Annotated in this window: 17 protein-coding genes; 9 read left to right on the top strand and 8 right to left on the bottom strand. The window is 52.5% G+C overall.

Annotated features, from left to right (window positions below; translation table 11 throughout):
* Window positions 1-172 precede the first annotated feature (172 nt).
* Window positions 173-568: a carnitine metabolism transcriptional regulator CaiF gene (caiF, locus tag D9738_RS04035; protein ID WP_130204845.1), complete on the top strand. Its 396-nt coding sequence runs from the start codon at window positions 173-175 to the stop codon at window positions 566-568.
* Between the two features lie 208 nt (window positions 569-776).
* Here caiF and caiE read toward each other — a convergent pair whose 3' ends face one another.
* The 6 genes from caiE to caiT all read right to left on the bottom strand — a co-directional run bounded on the left by caiE (window position 777) and on the right by caiT (window position 7927).
* Window positions 777-1367, bottom strand: a complete 591-nt coding sequence (gene caiE, locus D9738_RS04040) for a carnitine operon protein CaiE (RefSeq protein WP_130259613.1) — start codon at window positions 1365-1367, stop codon at window positions 777-779.
* A 5-nt stretch (window positions 1368-1372) separates the two neighbouring features.
* The gene (gene caiD / locus D9738_RS04045; protein WP_130259614.1) at window positions 1373-2158 is read right to left on the bottom strand and encodes a crotonobetainyl-CoA hydratase; all 786 of its coding nucleotides are present in this window, start codon (window positions 2156-2158) and stop codon (window positions 1373-1375) included.
* 109 nt (window positions 2159-2267) lie between these two features.
* Entirely contained in the window at window positions 2268-3821 is a 1554-nt protein-coding gene (gene caiC, locus D9738_RS04050) for a crotonobetaine/carnitine-CoA ligase (RefSeq protein WP_130259643.1), read from the bottom strand.
* 72 nt (window positions 3822-3893) lie between these two features.
* Window positions 3894-5111: an L-carnitine CoA-transferase gene (caiB, locus tag D9738_RS04055; RefSeq protein ID WP_130204851.1), complete on the bottom strand. Its 1218-nt coding sequence runs from the start codon at window positions 5109-5111 to the stop codon at window positions 3894-3896.
* Window positions 5112-5239: 128 nt separating this feature from the next.
* Window positions 5240-6382, bottom strand: a complete 1143-nt coding sequence (caiA, locus tag D9738_RS04060) for a crotonobetainyl-CoA dehydrogenase (protein ID WP_130217474.1) — start codon at window positions 6380-6382, stop codon at window positions 5240-5242.
* 30 nt (window positions 6383-6412) lie between these two features.
* Window positions 6413-7927 carry an L-carnitine/gamma-butyrobetaine antiporter gene (gene caiT / locus D9738_RS04065; protein ID WP_130221654.1) on the bottom strand — a complete coding sequence of 505 codons (1515 nt, stop codon included), beginning with the start codon at window positions 7925-7927 and terminating at the stop codon, window positions 6413-6415.
* A gap of 472 nt (window positions 7928-8399) precedes the next feature.
* Here caiT and D9738_RS04070 point away from each other — a divergent pair, with 472 nt between their 5' ends.
* From D9738_RS04070 to folA, 8 genes are all read left to right on the top strand, one after another.
* A complete protein-coding gene (locus tag D9738_RS04070) occupies window positions 8400-9170 on the top strand; it encodes an electron transfer flavoprotein FixA (RefSeq protein ID WP_130259615.1) in 771 nt (256 codons plus the stop codon).
* A gap of 14 nt (window positions 9171-9184) precedes the next feature.
* Window positions 9185-10126, top strand: coding sequence for an electron transfer flavoprotein subunit alpha/FixB family protein (locus D9738_RS04075; RefSeq protein WP_130259616.1), 942 nt, complete (start codon window positions 9185-9187; stop codon window positions 10124-10126).
* A gap of 50 nt (window positions 10127-10176) precedes the next feature.
* On the top strand, window positions 10177-11463 hold the full coding sequence (locus D9738_RS04080) for an FAD-dependent oxidoreductase (protein ID WP_130259617.1): 1287 nt from the start codon (window positions 10177-10179) through the stop codon (window positions 11461-11463).
* Window positions 11460-11747 carry a ferredoxin-like protein FixX gene (fixX, locus tag D9738_RS04085; RefSeq protein ID WP_000203747.1) on the top strand — a complete coding sequence of 96 codons (288 nt, stop codon included), beginning with the start codon at window positions 11460-11462 and terminating at the stop codon, window positions 11745-11747. Before D9738_RS04080 ends, fixX begins: the two co-directional genes overlap by 4 nt.
* Window positions 11748-11805: 58 nt before the next feature.
* Window positions 11806-13137, top strand: a complete 1332-nt coding sequence (locus tag D9738_RS04090) for an MFS transporter (RefSeq protein ID WP_130204863.1) — start codon at window positions 11806-11808, stop codon at window positions 13135-13137.
* Window positions 13138-13247: 110 nt separating this feature from the next.
* Entirely contained in the window at window positions 13248-13778 is a 531-nt protein-coding gene (gene kefF, locus D9738_RS04095; RefSeq protein ID WP_000600725.1) for a glutathione-regulated potassium-efflux system oxidoreductase KefF, read from the top strand.
* Window positions 13771-15633, top strand: a complete 1863-nt coding sequence (gene kefC, locus D9738_RS04100; RefSeq protein WP_130259618.1) for a glutathione-regulated potassium-efflux system protein KefC — start codon at window positions 13771-13773, stop codon at window positions 15631-15633. The genes kefF and kefC overlap by 8 nt, the downstream gene beginning before the upstream one ends.
* Window positions 15634-15823: 190 nt before the next feature.
* Window positions 15824-16303, top strand: coding sequence for a type 3 dihydrofolate reductase (gene folA / locus D9738_RS04105; protein ID WP_130204869.1), 480 nt, complete (start codon window positions 15824-15826; stop codon window positions 16301-16303).
* Window positions 16304-16380: 77 nt separating this feature from the next.
* Here the strand turns inward: folA and apaH are convergent, their stop codons facing one another.
* Both apaH and apaG read right to left on the bottom strand, forming a co-directional pair.
* Entirely contained in the window at window positions 16381-17223 is an 843-nt protein-coding gene (apaH, locus tag D9738_RS04110; RefSeq protein WP_130204871.1) for a bis(5'-nucleosyl)-tetraphosphatase (symmetrical) ApaH, read from the bottom strand.
* 6 nt (window positions 17224-17229) lie between these two features.
* A complete protein-coding gene (apaG, locus tag D9738_RS04115) occupies window positions 17230-17607 on the bottom strand; it encodes a Co2+/Mg2+ efflux protein ApaG (protein ID WP_130204873.1) in 378 nt (125 codons plus the stop codon).

Raw genomic sequence — 17607 nt, forward strand, 5'->3', positions numbered from 1 at the left:
AGACAAAACTTTGTTGGAATTCATATTTTTGATGGCGTAAGCAGGATTTTGCTCACACTAATCCTTCGTTAGGTTGCATACTATCGATATATCCACAATTTTAATATGGCCTTGTTTAATTGCTGCAAAACGAGTCATAGCCAGTCTTTTAATTTGTGAAACTGGAGTTCGTATGTGTGAAGGATGTGTTGAAAAACCACTCTATTTGTTAATCGCCGAATGGATGATGGCTGAAAACCGGTGGGTGATAGCAAGAGAGATCTCTATTCATTTCGATATTGAACACAGCAAGGCGGTTAATACCCTGACTTATATTCTGTCGGAAGTCGCAGAAATAAGCTGCGAAGTTAAGATGATCCCTAATAAGCTGGAAGGGCGGGGATGCCAGTGCCAGCGACTGGTAAAAGTGGTCGATATCGATGAGCAAATTTACGCGCGCCTGCGCAATAACAGCCGGGATAAATTAGTCGGCGTAAGAAAGACTCCGCGTATTCCTGCCGTTCCGCTCACGGAACTTAACCGCGAGCAGAAGTGGCAGATGATGTTGTCAAAGAGTATGCGTCGTTAATGTCATTTCGTTGATACCGTGCGACCTGGTCGCCGGATGCGATGCTGGCGCATCTTATCCGGCCTACGGTTGCTCTCCAGCAGGGTTGGATAAGGCGTTTATGCCGCATCCGACAGCTATCGCCGGATGCGATGCTGGCGCATCTTATCCTGCCTACGGGGGCTTTCCTGCCGGGTTGGATAAGGCGTTTATGCCGCATCTGACGATGTTACCGTTTCGGCGTCACATCCGTCGTCCCCTGCAAACGGGGGCGATTTTCCTCCATTTGCCTCAACGGCTGCGTTTCATGTAACGATGCATGACAACGCCCGACAAGATTCTGATATTCTTTGGTATTCAACCGCTTCCAGTGTAACTCGTCGTCACTCACACTGCGTACAGCGCGGGCTGGCGTCCCCATCAACAACTGGCGTTTCTCGCCGCTAAAGCCTGCTTTGACAAAACTCATGGCGGCAACAATGCTCTCTTCGCCAATGACCGCGCCATCCATAATCACGCTGTTCATCCCGACCAATGCATCGCGACCAATCACACAACCATGCAGGATCGCGCCGTGCCCGATATGGCCATTTTCTCCAACGATGGTGTCAGTGTCGCAGTAGCCATGCATAATGCAGCCATCCTGAATATTGGCTCCCGCTTGCACGATCAACCGCCCGTAATCACCACGCAGTGAAGCGAGGGGGCCGATGTAGACTCCAGCCCCCACAATCACATCGCCAATCAATACTGCACTGGGATGGACAAACGCCGTCGGGTGAACCAGCGGAATTAACCCTTCAAAGGCGTAATAGCTCACGGTTGTTAACGTCCTTTCCACACCGGATCGCGCTTCTCGGCAAACGCCAGCGGCCCTTCAAGGGCATCTTCCGAATGCAGAACCGATGGATAGTGTTTCAACACGCCGCTGCGAATATAGCGATACGCTTCTTCTACTGGCATTTCGCTGGTGGTGCGGTAGATCTCTTTCAGCGCCGCAATCGCCAGCGGGGCGCTGTCAACCAGTTGCTGCGCCAGTTCGCGGGCGTTATCCATCAGTTCCGTCTGGCTAACTACGCGGTTGACTATCCCCCAACGCAGCGCCTCTTCTGCGCCCATTCTTCTGCCGGTCATCACCATTTCATTGACGATGGCAGGCGGCAGGATCTTCGGCAGACGCAGCACACCGCCGCTGTCAGGAACGATGCCCAGTTTGGCTTCCGGCAGGGCGAAGCTGGCGTTATCGGCACAAACAATAAAATCTGCCGCCAGCGCCAGTTCAAAGCCGCCGCCAAAGGCGTAGCCGTTCACGGCTGCGATGACCGGTTTATCCAGATTGAAAATTTCGGTTAAGCCCGCAAAACCACCCGGACCAAAGTCAGCATCCGGTGCTTCGCCTTCTGCTGCTGCTTTTAAATCCCAGCCTGCGGAAAAGAATTTCTCTCCGGCACCGGTAATAATGGCGACACGTAATTGCGGATCGTCACGGAAATTTAGAAATACTTCGCCCATTTCAAAGCTGGTTTTCGCATCAATAGCATTCGCTTTTGGGCGATCTAGGGTAATTTCCAGAATTGATCCGTTGCGGGTCAGATGTAATGATTCACTCATTCCTTTTCTCCATTTTTGCTTTTTCAGGGACGACAACGGCCCTGCAAAAAAATGCATATTATTGTTGAACGTGATTATTACCAGACAGAGTAGTACCCTGCTGTAGTGTTTATTTCAGTGCCTTTCTGATTATTTTCCCCGAGCAATTACGTGGCAGATCTTTTCTGATCTCCAGATAAGAGGGCACTTTAAATTTCGCCATATTCTGTTCGCAGAAGTTGAAGAATTCCTCTTCGCTCAATATTTCACCTTCATTCAGCACCACAAACGCTTTGATGGCTTCATCGCGAATCGAATCTTTAATACCAACAACCACGATGTCCTGAATTTTCGGGTGCGCGGCGATAATATTTTCCAGCTCTACGCAAGAGACATTCTCCCCACCGCGTTTGATCATATTGCAGCGACGATCGACGAAATAAAAAAAGCCCTCTTCGTCGCAGTATCCGGTATCGCCAGTATGCAGCCAGCCATCAGCTTCCAGCACTTTCGCAGTGGCCTCAGGGTTGAGAAAGTACTCTTTGAAGATGGTTTTTCCCGGTACGCCTTTAATGCAGATTTCGCCGATCTCACCAGCCGGGAGCGGACGATTGTGATCGTCGCGGATCTCCGCTTCGTAGCAAAACCCCGCCCGACCAATCGACGGCCAGCGTCGTTTATCGCCAGGGCGATCGCCGATAATGCCAACAATGGTTTCCGTCATCCCATAAGAGGTCAGCAAGCGAACGCCGAAGCGTTCACAAAACGCATCTTTTTCCTGCTCCGACAGGTTGAGATAAAACATTACTTCCCGCAGATGGTGTTGCTGATCGCTCGCTGAAGGCGGTCGCACCATCAACGTACGGATCATCATCGGAATACATTCGGTAACGGTGGCGCGATACTTCTGTACCTGTCCCCAGAAGGCGCGGGCGCTGTATTTCTCGACCAGCACAAAGGTGGCTCCGGCAGAAAACGCCGCCATCGCCGCAGTACACTGGCAATCGATATGAAACGCAGGCATTACCGTCAGGTAGACGTCATCGTCACGCAGTGCGCACTGCCAGGCAGAGTAATATCCAGCGAAGCGCAGGTTGTAATGGGTAATCACCACCCCTTTCGGTCGGGAAGTGGTACCGGAGGTAAAGAGAATTTCCGCCGTATCGTCGGTCGTTAGCGGCGGTGCATAGCACAAGGTGGCAGGTTGTTGATTTTTCAGTTGAGTAAACGAACTCACACCATCATCAGCGGGAAGCGCCACATCTGTCAGGCAAATGTGCCGCAACTGAGTGGCATCTTCCTGCTGAATCTGTTGATACATAGGATAGAATTGCGCACTGGTCACCAGCAGGCACGCCTGGCTATTTTGCAGGATCCACGCGCTTTCCTCGCGCAACAGGCGGGCGTTAATCGGCACCATAATCGCACCAATTTTTGCCAGCCCGAACCAGCAAAAGATAAATTCCGGGCAGTTGTCGAGATGTAGAGCAACCTTGTCGCCTTTGCGAATCCCCAGCGTATAAAACAGGTTTGCCGTGCGGTTAATCTCCTGATTTAACTCAAGATAACTATACCGGTTAACGACTCCGCCGTTGGATTCACAAATCAGCGCCGTTTTATGACCGTAAACGTCCGCCAGATCGTCCCACATTTGACGTAGATGTTGTCCGCCAATGATATCCATTGCACCTCTATCCATTTTGTTCGTTTGTTATTGGGCGGGCGCTAGTCAGGCAAGCCGACTGGCGCCACGCGTTTAGTCCTCAACTTTGGCCAGACCTTTGCTGACCAACTCCTGAATGTCGTTTTCGCTGTAGCCGATAGTTTTCAAAATGGCAGCCGTGTCCATACCGTGTGATGGCATTCCGCGCCAGATTTGGCCTGGGTTATTTTTGAATTTCGGCATCACGTTTGGCCCTTTGCAGGTGCGACCATCCATCGTTTGCCACTGGGTGATTGATTCACGAGCCACATACTGTGGATTGCTTTCCAGTTCCGGTACTGTCAGCACTTTGGCGCAGGCGATATTCAGTTCAGCAAAGCGTTCTTTAACTTCCGCGATGGTGTGCGCCGCCAGCCAGGCATCGAGTTTCTCTTCTACCAGTGGTCCGTAAGGGCATTCGATACGATGGATAAGCTGGGTGCCTTCCGGGATTTCCGGCGTGCCGAGCAGATGTGCGAGGCCGATATCTTTAAAGCATTCTGCAATCTGAGTAATGCCCACCAGTTCCATCACGATGTAGCCGTCGGCGCATTTGTACAGACCGCAACCGGCGTAGTAGGGATCTTTACCTTTGGTCATGCGCGGGCACATTTCGCCGCCGTTGAAGTAATCCATCATGAAGTACTGGCCCATACGCAGCATCACTTCATACATGGCAATGTCGATACTTTCGCCTTTACCGGTTTCACGCACTTTATGCAGTGCTGCCAGCGCTGCCGTGGTGGCGGTCAGGCCAGAGAAGTAATCGGCGGTATACGGGAAGGCAGGCATTGGCTGGTCAACATCACCGTTCTGAATCAGGTAACCACTGAAGGCCTGGGCGATGGTGTTATAGGCCGGAAGATTGGTGTACTCCTCGGTGCCGTACTGACCAAAACCGGACAGGTGAGCGATAACCAGTTTCGGGTTGTGCTGCCACAGGACTTCATCGGTAATGCCACGACGGGCAAAGGCTGGACCTTTACTGGCTTCGATGAAGATATCGGTGGTTTCCATTAATTTCAGAAACGCTTCGCGGCCTTCATCTTTGAAAATATTTAACGACAGCGCGTGCAAATTGCGGCGGGAGAGCTGCGGGTAGTTAGGTTGAACGCGAATGGTGTCGGCCCAGGCGACGTTCTCGATCCAGATAACTTCCGCCCCCCATTCTGCGAACATTTGCCCGGCGAACGGCCCGGCGATTTCGATACCGGAGAAGACAACGCGCAATCCGGCCAGCGGCCCGAATTTCGGCATGGGTAGATGATCCATTATTAGCTCCTGAAAAATTTGTGTAGCGCATGACTGCCGGATGCGGCGTAAACGCCTTATCCGGCCGACATTCGTGCTCCCGTAGGCCTGATAAGACGCGGCCGCGTCGCATCAGGCAGCGCACGGACTTAGCGGTATTGCTTCAGCACCGCACGACCCAGCGTCAGGATCTGCATTTCGTCAGATCCCCCGGAGACGCGGTCTACACGCAGATCACGCCAGAAGCGGCTGATGCGGTGGTTGCCCGCAATCCCGACACCGCCCAGCACCTGCATTGCGCTATCCACCACTTCAAATGCCGCATTAGCGCAGAAGTATTTGCACATCGCTGCATCACCAGAGGTGATGGTGCCGTTGTCTGCTTTCCACGCTGCTTCATACAGCATGTTTTTCATGGAGTTTAATTTGATCGCCATGTGGGCGAATTTTTCCTGAATCAACTGGAAACGACCAATAGCCTCGCCAAACTGCACGCGCTGGTTGGCGTAGCGCGCCGCATCTTCAAAGGCGCACATCGCCGTACCGTAGTTGGTCAGGGCTACCAGGAAACGTTCATGGTCGAACTCTTCTTTGACGCGGTTAAAGCCGTTACCTTCCCGACCGAACATGTCTTTCTCGTCCAGTTCCACATCGTCAAAGGTGATTTCACAGCAGCTATCCATACGCAGACCGAGCTTCTCAAGTTTGGTCACTTTGATGCCCGGTTTGCTCATATCAACAAACCATTCGGTGTAGACAGGTTTGTCCGGAGAAGCCCCGTCGCGCGCCATCACCACGATGTACGGGGTGTAGGCGCTACTGGTAATAAAACACTTACTACCATTAAGATAAATCTTACCATCTCTACGGGTATAAGTCGTTTTCAGGCTACCCACGTCAGAGCCAGCTCCTGGTTCGGTAATCGCTGAGTTCCACATCTGCTTACCGGTACCACGAAACGCCATAATCTTGTCGATCTGCTCTTGTGTGCCTTCACGCAGGATGGTGTTAAACCCGCCTGGCAACTGGTACAGCACGTAGGTTGGCGCCCCCAAACGACCCAGTTCCATCCACACGGCGGCGAGGGTAACAAACCCCGCATCCAGACCACCGTGCTCTTCCGGGATCAGCAGGCTGTCGATATCCATATCCGCCAGTGCTTTGACAAAACGTTCCGGGTAGACGCTGTCACGGTCGCACTCGGCAAAATAGGCCTCCCAGTTTTCGCTGGCCATCAGTTCGCGGATACCGGCGACAAACAGTTCCTGCTCATCATTTAAATTAAAATCCATCTTTCAACCTCTTGATATTTTGGGGGTTAATTAATCTTTCCAGTTCTGTTTCGCGTCTTTAATAAAGGAGAGCGTCACCATAATGTTGACGAAGAACAGCGGGCATCCTCCGGCGATGATGGCGGTTTGAATCGGTTTCAGGCCGCCGAGCGCCAGCAGAACAATGCCGATAACACCAACCAACACTGACCAGCCGATACGCACCAGCAGCGGTGGTTCTTCACCGTCGCGCACTTCGCGGCAGGTGGACATCGCCAGGGTGTAAGAGCAGGCGTTAATCAGGGTAACGGTGGCAATAAAGCAGAGAATGAAGAAGCCCCACATGGTGGCAGTGCTGAGCGGCAGAGCGGCCCAGGTTTCGATGATGGCGCGCGCCACACCATACTGTTCGATCAGGTTTGGAATGTTGATGATATTTTTATCCATCAACAGCAGAGTGTTACTACCGAGTACGGTCCACAGGATCCAGGTGGATGCTGTCAGCCCCATCACCATACCGAAGCACAGTTCACGCACGGTACGACCACGGGAAATACGCGCGAGGAAGATACTCATCTGGATGGCATAAATTACCCACCATGCCCAGTAGAACACGGTCCAGCCCTGCGGGAAGCCGCCTTTGCCAACGGCATCGGTATAGAACAACATGCGCGGCAGATACATCAGCAACATCCCCACCGAGTCGGTGAAGTAGTTCATGATGAAGCTGGCACCGCTGACGATGAATACCCAGCCAAGCATCAGGAAACTCAGATAGCTGCGCACATCGCTGGCGATTTTCACCCCTTTTTGCAGACCACAGGCGACGCAGATAGCGTTGAGGATGATCCAGCAGGTAATGATGATAGCGTCCAGTTGCAGGGTATGCGGAATACCAAACAGGTACTGCATACACTCGGTCACCAGCGGCGTGGCAAGACCCAGACTGGTGCCCATTGCGAAGATCAGCGCCACCAGATAGAAGTTATCGACGATAGTGCCAAACAAGCCTTTGGCATGTTTTTCACCGACCAGCGGCACCAGAGTGGAGCTGGGGCGAATCACATCCATTTTGCGGACAAAGAAGAAGTACGCGAAGGCGACGGAAAGGAAGCTGTAAGTGGCCCACGGTAGCGGTCCCCAGTGGAACAAACTGTAGGCCAGCCCCAGCTCTTTCGCACCAGTGGAGTTTGGCGCTAAAGCAAACGGCGGCGTGGAGATGTAGTAGTAGATCTCAATCGATCCCCAGAACAGTACGGCAGCTGACGTACAGGAGGCGAACATCATAAAGATCCAACTGGCGGTACTAAATTCTGGTGGTTCGTTACCTAAACGCTTTTTGGCATACGGGCCAAACACCAGCCAGAACCAACCGAAAAGCATCACCACCATATACCATTCAAATGCCCATCCCCATACATTGGTGACGTAACTGAATACAGCATTAATAACGACATTCGCCGCATCCAGATCCCTTACGGTAAGCCAACAAAGTATGCCAACGATTATTAATGGCGGAAAGAACACCTTCGGTTCTATTCCCGTTTTACTCTTTTCTTTTGTCATGAGTTAATTCCACTGTGAAAACGAATATTTATTTTGCGTTCCCGTTTGTTTTATTTTTGTTAACATTTAATATAATTATTATTAACCTCGTGGACGCGTTAATGGCTAACTCATAATGGGTATTCAATTGGCTGCATTCTGTGATGTAAATCACAGTTTTTTATCGGGTAAAAACAGAGTGTCTTTGTGTAAATATCCATTATTAATCAATATGATGGATTTGATTGTGAGTAAAAAAATAGCATCTGACTTTCAATATTGGTGATCCATAAAACAATATTGAAAATTTCTCTTTGCTACGCCATGTTTTCAATATTGGTGAGGAGCTTAACAATATTGAAAGTTGGATTTATCTGCGTGTGACATTTTCAATATTGGTGATTAAAGTTTTATTCCCGAATTAAAGGACGTGATATCTGTAATTAACACCACCGATATGAACGACGTTTCCTTCATGATTTCTGGAGATGCAATGAAGATTATTACTTGCTATAAGTGCGTGCCTGATGAACAGGATATTGCGGTCAATAATGCTGATGGTTCGTTAGACTTCAGTAAAGCCGATGCGAAAATAAGCCAATACGATTTGAACGCTATTGAAGCGGCTTGCCAGTTAAAACAGCAGGCGGCAGAGGCGCAGGTGACGGCCTTAAGTGTGGGCGGTAAAGCCCTGACCAACGCCAAAGGGCGTAAAGATGTGCTATCGCGCGGCCCGGATGAACTGATTGTGGTGATTGATGACCAGTTCGAGCAGGCACTGCCGCAACAAACGGCGACTGCACTGGCTGCCGCGGCACAGAAAGCTGGCTTTGATCTGATCCTGTGCGGCGACGGTTCTTCCGACCTTTATGCCCAGCAGGTTGGTCTGCTGGTGGGCGAAATCCTCAATATTCCGGCAGTTAACGGTGTCAGCAAAATTATTTCCCTGACGGCAGATACCCTCACCGTTGAGCGCGAACTGGAAGATGAAACAGAAACCTTAAGCATTCCGCTGCCTGCGGTTGTTGCTGTTTCCACTGATATCAACTCCCCACAAATTCCTTCGATGAAATCCATTCTCGGCGCGGCGAAAAAGCCAGTCCAGGTATGGTCGGCGGCGGATATCGGTTTTAACGCGGAGGTTGCGTGGTCTGAACAACAGGTTGCCGCGCCGAAACAGCGCGAGCGTCAGCGCATCGTGATTGAAGGCGACGGCGAAGAACAGATCGCCGCATTTGCTGAAAATCTTCGCAAAGTCATTTAATTACAGGGGATGCTATGAACACGTTTTCTCAAGTCTGGGTATTCAGCGATACCCCTTCTCGTCTGCCGGAACTGATGAACGGTGCGCAGGCTTTAGCTAATCAAATCAACACCTTTGTCCTCAATGATACCGATGGCGTACAGGCAATCCAGCTCGGCGCTAATCATGTCTGGAAATTAAACGGCAAACCGGACGATCGGATGATCGAAGATTACGCCAGTGTCATGGCTGACACTATTCGCCAGCACGGCGCAGACGGCCTGGTTCTGTTGCCAAACACCCGTCGCGGCAAATTACTGGCGGCAAAACTGGGTTATCGCCTTAAAGCGGCGGTGTCTAACGATGCCAGCACCGTCAGCGTACAGGACGGTAAAGCGACGGTGAAACACATGGTTTACGGCGGCCTGGCAATTGGCGAAGAACGCATTGCCACGCCGTATGCGGTACTGACCATCAGCAGCGGCACATTCGATGCGGCTCAGCCAGACGCGTCACGTACTGGCGAAACGCACACCGTGGAGTGGCAGGCTCCGGCTGTGGCGATTACCCGCACGGCAACCCAGTCGCGCCAGAGCAACAGCGTCGATCTCGACAAAGCCCGTCTGGTGGTCAGCGTCGGTCGCGGCATTGGCAGCAAAGAGAACATTGCGCTGGCAGAACAGCTTTGCAAGGCGATAGGTGCGGAGCTGGCCTGTTCTCGTCCGGTGGCGGAAAACGAAAAATGGATGGAGCACGAACGCTATGTCGGTATCTCCAACCTGATGCTGAAACCTGAACTGTATCTGGCGGTGGGGATCTCCGGGCAGATCCAGCACATGGTTGGCGCTAACGCGTCGCAAACCATTTTCGCCATCAATAAAGATAAAAATGCGCCGATCTTCCAGTATGCGGATTACGGCATTGTTGGCGACGCCGTGAAGATCCTTCCAGCGCTGACCGCAGCTTTAGCGCGTTGATCCACTCTGGCAGGGCTGCATTTCGGCCCAGCCGCTGACAGGGAGTTCTTATGTCCGAAGATATCTTTGACGCCATCATCGTCGGTGCTGGGCTTGCCGGTTCGGTTGCCGCACTGGTGCTCGCCCGCGAAGGGGCGCAAGTGTTAGTTATCGAGCGTGGCAATTCCGCGGGTGCCAAGAACGTCACTGGCGGGCGTCTCTATGCCCACAGTCTGGAACACATTATTCCTGGTTTCGCCGAATCCGCCCCCGTAGAACGCCTGATCACCCATGAAAAACTCGCGTTTATGACGGAAAAGTCAGCGATGACCATGGACTACTGCAATGGTGATGAAACCTCGCCATCCCAGCGTTCTTACTCCGTTTTGCGCAGTAAATTTGATGCCTGGTTGATGGAGCAGGCCGAAGACGCGGGCGCGCAGTTAATTACCGGGATTCGCGTCGATAACCTCGTACAGCGCGATGGCAAAGTTGTCGGTGTAGAAGCCGATGGCGATGTGATTGAAGCGAAAACAGTGATCCTTGCTGATGGGGTGAATTCCATCCTTGCCGAAAAGCTGGGGATTGCAAAACGCGTTAAACCGACGGATGTGGCGGTTGGCGTGAAGGAACTGATCGAGTTACCGAAGTCGGTTATCGAAGACCGTTTTCAGTTGCAGGGTAATCAGGGCGCGGCTTGCCTGTTTGCGGGTTCCCCCACCGATGGCCTGATGGGCGGTGGCTTCCTTTATACCAATGAAAATACCCTGTCTTTGGGGCTGGTTTGTGGTCTGCATCATCTGCATGACGCAAAAAAATCGGTGCCGCAAATGCTGGAAGATTTCAAACAACATCCGGCCGTTGCACCGCTGATCGCGGGCGGCAAGCTGGTGGAATATTCCGCTCACGTAGTGCCGGAAGCAGGCATCAACATGCTGCCGGAGCTGGTCGGTGATGGCGTATTGATTGCCGGTGATGCCGCCGGAATGTGTATGAACCTCGGTTTTACCATTCGCGGTATGGATCTGGCGATTGCCGCCGGGGAAGCCGCAGCAAAAACCGTGCTTTCAGCGATGAAAAACGACGATTTTAGTAAGCAGAAACTGGCGGAATATCGTCAGCATCTGGAGAGTGGCCCGCTGCGCGATATGCGCATGTACCAGAAACTACCGGCGTTCCTTGATAATCCACGCATGTTTAGCGGCTACCCGGAACTGGCGGTGGGCGTGGCGCGTGACCTGTTCACCATTGACGGCAGCGCGCCGGAACTGATGCGCAAGAAAATCCTCCGCCACGGCAAGAAGGTGGGCTTCATCAATCTGATCAAGGATGGCATGAAAGGAGTGACTGTTTTATGACTTCTCCCGTCAATGTGGACGTCAAACTGGGCGTCAATAAATTCAATGTCGATGAAGAGCATCCGCACATTGTTGTGAAGGCCGATGCCGATAAACAGGTGCTGGAGCTGCTGGTGAAAGCGTGCCCCGCAGGTCTGTACAAGAAGCAGGATGACGGCAGTGTGCGCTTTGATTACGCCGGATGTCTGGAGTGTGGCACCTGCCGCATTCTGGGGCTGGGGTCGGCGCTGGAACAGTGGGAATACCCGCGCGGCACCTTTGGTGTGGAGTTTCGTTACGGCTGATGTTGGTTTGATACGTAACGCCGTACTGACTCTCATTGCAAAAAAACAGGAATAACCCATGCAACCGTCCAGAAACTTTGACGATCTTAAATTTTCCTCTATTCACCGCCGCATTTTGCTGTGGGGAAGCGGGGGGCCGTTTCTGGATGGTTATGTACTGGTAATGATTGGCGTGGCACTGGAGCAACTGACGCCGGCGCTGAAACTGGACGCTGACTGGATTGGCTTGCTGGGCGCGGGAACGCTCGCCGGGCTGTTCGTTGGCACATCGCTGTTTGGCTATATTTCCGATAAAGTCGGACGGCGCAAAATGTTCCTCATTGATATCATCGCCATCGGCGTGATATCGGTGGCGACGATGTTTGTCTCATCCCCCGTCGAACTGTTGGTGATGCGGGTACTCATCGGCATTGTTATCGGCGCGGATTATCCTATCGCCACCTCAATGATCACCGAGTTCTCCAGTACCCGTCAGCGGGCGTTTTCCATCAGCTTTATCGCCGCCATGTGGTATGTCGGCGCGACCTGCGCCGATCTGGTCGGCTACTGGCTTTATGATGTGGAAGGCGGCTGGCGCTGGATGCTGGGCAGCGCAGCGATCCCCTGTTTGTTGATTTTGATTGGTCGATTCGAACTGCCTGAATCTCCCCGCTGGTTGTTACGCAAAGGGCGAGTGAAAGAGTGCGAAGAGATGATGATCAAACTGTTTGGCGAACCGGTGGCTTTCGAGGAAGAGCAGCCGCAGCAAACCCGTTTTCGCGATCTGTTTAATCGCCGCCATTTTCCTTTTGTTCTGTTTGTTGCCGCCATCTGGACCTGCCAGGTGATCCCAATGTTCGCCATTTACACCTTTGGCCCGCAAATCGTTGGTTTGTTGGGATTGGGTGTTGGCAAAAACGCGGCGCTGGGGAATGTGGTGATTAGCCTGTTCTTTATGCTCGGCTGTATTCCGCCGATGCTGTGGTTAAACACTGCCGGACGGCGTCCATTGTTGATTGGCAGCTTTGCCATGATGACGCTGGCGCTGGCGGTTTTGGGGCTGATCCCGGATATGGGGATCTGGCTGGTAGTAATGGCTTTTGCGGTGTATGCCTTTTTCTCTGGCGGGCCAGGTAATTTGCAGTGGCTCTATCCTAATGAACTCTTCCCGACGGATATTCGTGCTTCAGCCGTGGGCGTGATTATGTCTCTGAGCCGTATTGGCACCATTGTTTCGACCTGGGCGCTGCCAATCTTTATCAATAATTACGGCATCAGTAGCACCATGCTGATGGGGGCGGGGATCTCGCTATTTGGCTTGTTGATTTCCGTAGCGTTTGCCCCGGAAACGCGTGGAATGTCACTGGCGCAGACCAGCAATATGACGATTCGCAGGCAGCGAGCGGGGTAATTTATTCAGATTTCTCTCTTTTCTGAATCAATATTATTGACTATAAGCCGCGTGAATATATGACTACACTTTGTGGGAAAACAAAGGCGTAAACACGCGGGCTAATAACTATGATCCTCATAATTTATGCGCATCCGTATCCGCATCATTCCCATGCGAATAAACGGATGCTTGAACAGGCAAGGACGCTGGAAGGCGTTGAAATTCGCTCTCTTTATCAACTCTATCCTGACTTCAATATCGACATTGCCGCCGAGCAGGAGGCGCTGTCTCGCGCCGATCTGATCGTCTGGCAGCACCCGATGCAGTGGTACAGCATTCCACCGCTCCTTAAACTTTGGATCGATAAAGTCTTCTCGCACGGCTGGGCTTACGGTCATGGCGGCACGGCGCTGCATGGCAAACATTTGCTGTGGGCGGTGACGACCGGCGGCGGGGAAAGCCATTTTGAGATTGGTGCGCATCCGGGCTTTGATGTGCTGTCGCAGCCGCTACAGGCGACGGCAATCTACTGCGGGCTGAACTGGCTGCCACCGTTTGCCATGCACTGCACCTTTATTTGTGACGACGAAACCCTCGAAGGGCAGGCGCGTCACTATAAGCAACGTCTGCTGGAATGGCAGGAGGCACATCATGGATAGCCATACGCTGATTCAGGCGCTGATTTATCTCGGTTCGGCGGCGCTGATTGTCCCCATTGCGGTACGTCTTGGTCTGGGATCGGTACTTGGCTACCTGATCGCGGGTTGTATTATTGGCCCGTGGGGGCTGCGACTGGTGACCGATGCCGAATCTATTCTGCACTTTGCTGAAATCGGCGTGGTGCTGATGTTGTTTATTATCGGCCTCGAACTCGATCCACAAAGGCTGTGGAAGCTGCGTGCGGCAGTGTTCGGTGGTGGCGCATTACAGATGGTGATTTGTGGCGGCCTGCTGGGGCTGTTCTGCATGTTACTTGGACTGCGCTGGCAGGTAGCGGAACTGATCGGCATGACGCTGGCGCTCTCATCAACGGCGATTGCCATGCAGGCGATGAATGAACGCAATCTGATGATGACGCAGATGGGCCGCAGTGCCTTTGCGGTGCTGCTGTTCCAGGATATCGCGGCGATCCCGTTGGTGGCGATGATCCCGCTACTGGCGGCGAGCAGTGCCTCAACGACGATGGGCGCATTTGCCCTGTCGGCGTTAAAAGTGGCGGGCGCGCTGGTGCTGGTGGTACTGCTGGGGCGCTATGTCACGCGTCCGGCGCTGCGTTTTGTTGCCCGCTCTGGCTTGCGGGAAGTGTTCAGCGCCGTAGCTTTATTCCTCGTGTTTGGCTTTGGTTTGCTGCTGGAAGAGGTCGGCTTGTCGATGGCGATGGGCGCGTTTCTGGCGGGCGTACTGCTGGCAAGCTCGGAATATCGTCATGCGCTGGAAAGCGATATCGAACCGTTTAAAGGTTTGCTGCTGGGGCTGTTTTTTATCGGTGTTGGCATGTCGATAGACTTTGGCACGCTGCTTGAAAATCCGTTGCGCATTGTTATTTTGCTGCTTGGTTTCCTCATCATCAAAATTGCCATGCTGTGGCTGATTGCCCGACCGTTGCAGGTGCCAAATAAACAGCGTCGCTGGTTTGCGGTGCTGTTAGGGCAGGGCAGTGAGTTTGCCTTTGTGGTATTTGGTGCAGCGCAAATGGCGAATGTGCTGGAGGCGGAGTGGGCGAAATCGCTGACCCTTGCGGTGGCGCTGTCGATGGCGGCAACGCCGATTCTGCTGGTGATCCTCAATCGCCTTGAGCAATCTTCTACTGAAGAGGCGCGTGAAGCCGATGAGATCGACGAAGAACAGCCGCGGGTAATCATTGCCGGATTCGGTCGTTTTGGGCAGATCACCGGACGTTTACTGCTCTCCAGCGGGGTGAAAATGGTGGTGCTCGATCACGACCCGGACCATATCGAAACGCTGCGTAAATTCGGCATGAAAGTGTTTTACGGCGACGCCACGCGGATGGATTTACTGGAATCTGCCGGAGCGGCGAAAGCGGAAGTGCTGATTAACGCTATTGATGATCCGCAAACCAACCTGCAACTGACGGAGATGGTGAAAGAACATTTCCCGCATTTGCAGATTATTGCCCGCGCCCGTGATGTCGACCACTACATTCGTTTGCGTCAGGCAGGCGTTGAAAAGCCGGAGCGTGAAACCTTTGAAGGTGCGCTGAAAACCGGGCGTCTGGCACTGGAAAGTTTAGGTCTGGGGCCGTATGAAGCGCGAGAACGCGCCGATGTGTTCCGCCGCTTTAATATTGAAATGGTGGAAGAGATGGCAATGGGCGAAAACGATACCAAAGCCCGCGCGGCGGTCTATAAACGCACCAGCGCGATGTTAAGCGAGATCATCACCGAGGACCGGGAACATCTGTCACTCACCCAACGGCATGGCTGGCAGGGAACCGAAGAGGGGAAACATACCGGTAATATGGCGGATGAACCGGAAACGAAACCCTTATCCTAATAAAGAGTGACGTAAATCACGCTTTACAGCTAACTATTTGTTTTTATTTCATTGTATTGCGGCGAGTCCACGAACAGATTATGGACTCGCCAGCAAAATAAAAATTTTCCTCAACATCATCCTCTCGCCAGTCGACGAAGGTTTACGCTTTACGTATAGTGACGACAATTTTTTTTATCGGGAAATTTCAATGATCAGTTTGATTGCGGCGCTAGCGGTAGATCGCGTTATTGGCATGGAAAACGCCATGCCGTGGAATCTGCCTGCCGATCTCGCCTGGTTTAAACGCAACACCTTAAATAAACCTGTGATTATGGGCCGCCATACCTGGGAATCCATCGGTCGCCCGCTACCTGGACGCAAAAATATTGTCATCAGCAGCCAGCCGGGTACGGACGATCGCGTAACGTGGGTGAAATCGGTTGATGAAGCCATCGCGGCATGTGGTGATGTTCCAGAAATTATGGTGATTGGCGGCGGTCGCGTTTATGAGCAGTTCCTGCCGAAAGCGCAAAAACTGTATTTGACGCATATCGACGCGGAAGTGGAAGGCGACACCCATTTCCCGGATTATGAGCCGGATGACTGGGAATCGGTGTTCAGCGAATTCCACGACGCTGATGCGCAGAACTCTCACAGCTATTGCTTTGAGATTCTGGAGCGGCGGTAATTTTGTATAGAATTTACGGCTAGTGCCGGATTCGACGTCGGTCGCGTCTTATCCGGCCTTCCTGTATCAGGCTGTGTTTAAGACGCCGCCGCTTCGCCCAAATCCTTATGCCGGTTCGACGGCTGGACAAAATACTGTTTATCTTCCCAGCGCAGGCAGGTTAATGTACCCCCCCAGCAGCAGCCGGTATCCAGCGCGTAAATACCTTCCGGCGTACCTTTGCCTTCCAGCGATGCCCAGTGACCAAAGGCGATGCTGTACTCTTCAGCGACAGGGCCAGGAATCGCAAACCACGGTTTCAGCGGGGCAGGGGCTTCTTCCGGCGATTCTTTGCTGTACATATCCAGTTGACCGTTTGGAAAGCAAAAGCGCATACGGGTAAAGGCGTTGGTGATAAAACGTAATCGCGCCAGACCACGCAAATCTGGTGACCAGTTGTTCGGCATATCGCCGTACATGGCATCGAGGAAGAAGGGGTAAGAGTCGCTTGACAGTACCGCTTCTACGTCACGTGCGCACTCTTTCGCGGTCGGTAAGTCCCACTGCGGCGTGATCCCCGCGTGGGCCATCACCAGCTTTTTCTCTTCATCGATTTGCAACAAAGGCTGACGACGTAGCCAGTTAAGCAGTTCATCGGCATCAGGCGCTTCCAGTAGCGGCGTGAGACGATCTTTTGGTTTGTTGCGGCTTATGCCTGAAAACACGGCCAGCAGATGCAGATCGTGATTGCCCAGCACCAGACGTACGCTGTCGCCTAAGGATTTCACATAGCGCAGAACATCAAGCGAACCAGGACCGCGCGCAACCAGATCGCCCGTCAGCCAGAGAGTATCTTTCCCAGGGGTAAATTCCACTTTATGCAGCAATGCGATCAGTTCATCGTAACAGCCATGAACATCGCCAATAAGGTATGTCGCCATAATTTTTTAATGAATGAATATTGGAACGGCGAGTCGGAATACGGGAATGTCGATGATAAAGGGAACGCCGTTCTCATCAATCATTTCGTAGTGACCCTGCATGGTGCCCAGCGGCGTTTCGATAATCGCGCCGCTGGTATACTGGTACTCTTCGCCAGGCGCGATATGCGGTTGGACGCCCACCACACCTTCGCCCTGGACTTCTGTTTCACGGCCATTACCGTTAGTGATCAGCCAGTAACGCCCCAACAACTGCACTGGCGCTCGCCCCAGGTTGCGTATGGTTACGGTATAAGAAAAAACGTAACGTTCATTATCAGGTGAAGATTGTGCCTCAATATAGACGCTTTGAACCTGAATACACACTCGGGGCGAATTGATCAT

It is taken from the genome of Escherichia sp. E10V5, assembly GCF_004212315.1.
Classification (GTDB): Bacteria; Pseudomonadota; Gammaproteobacteria; order Enterobacterales; family Enterobacteriaceae; genus Escherichia.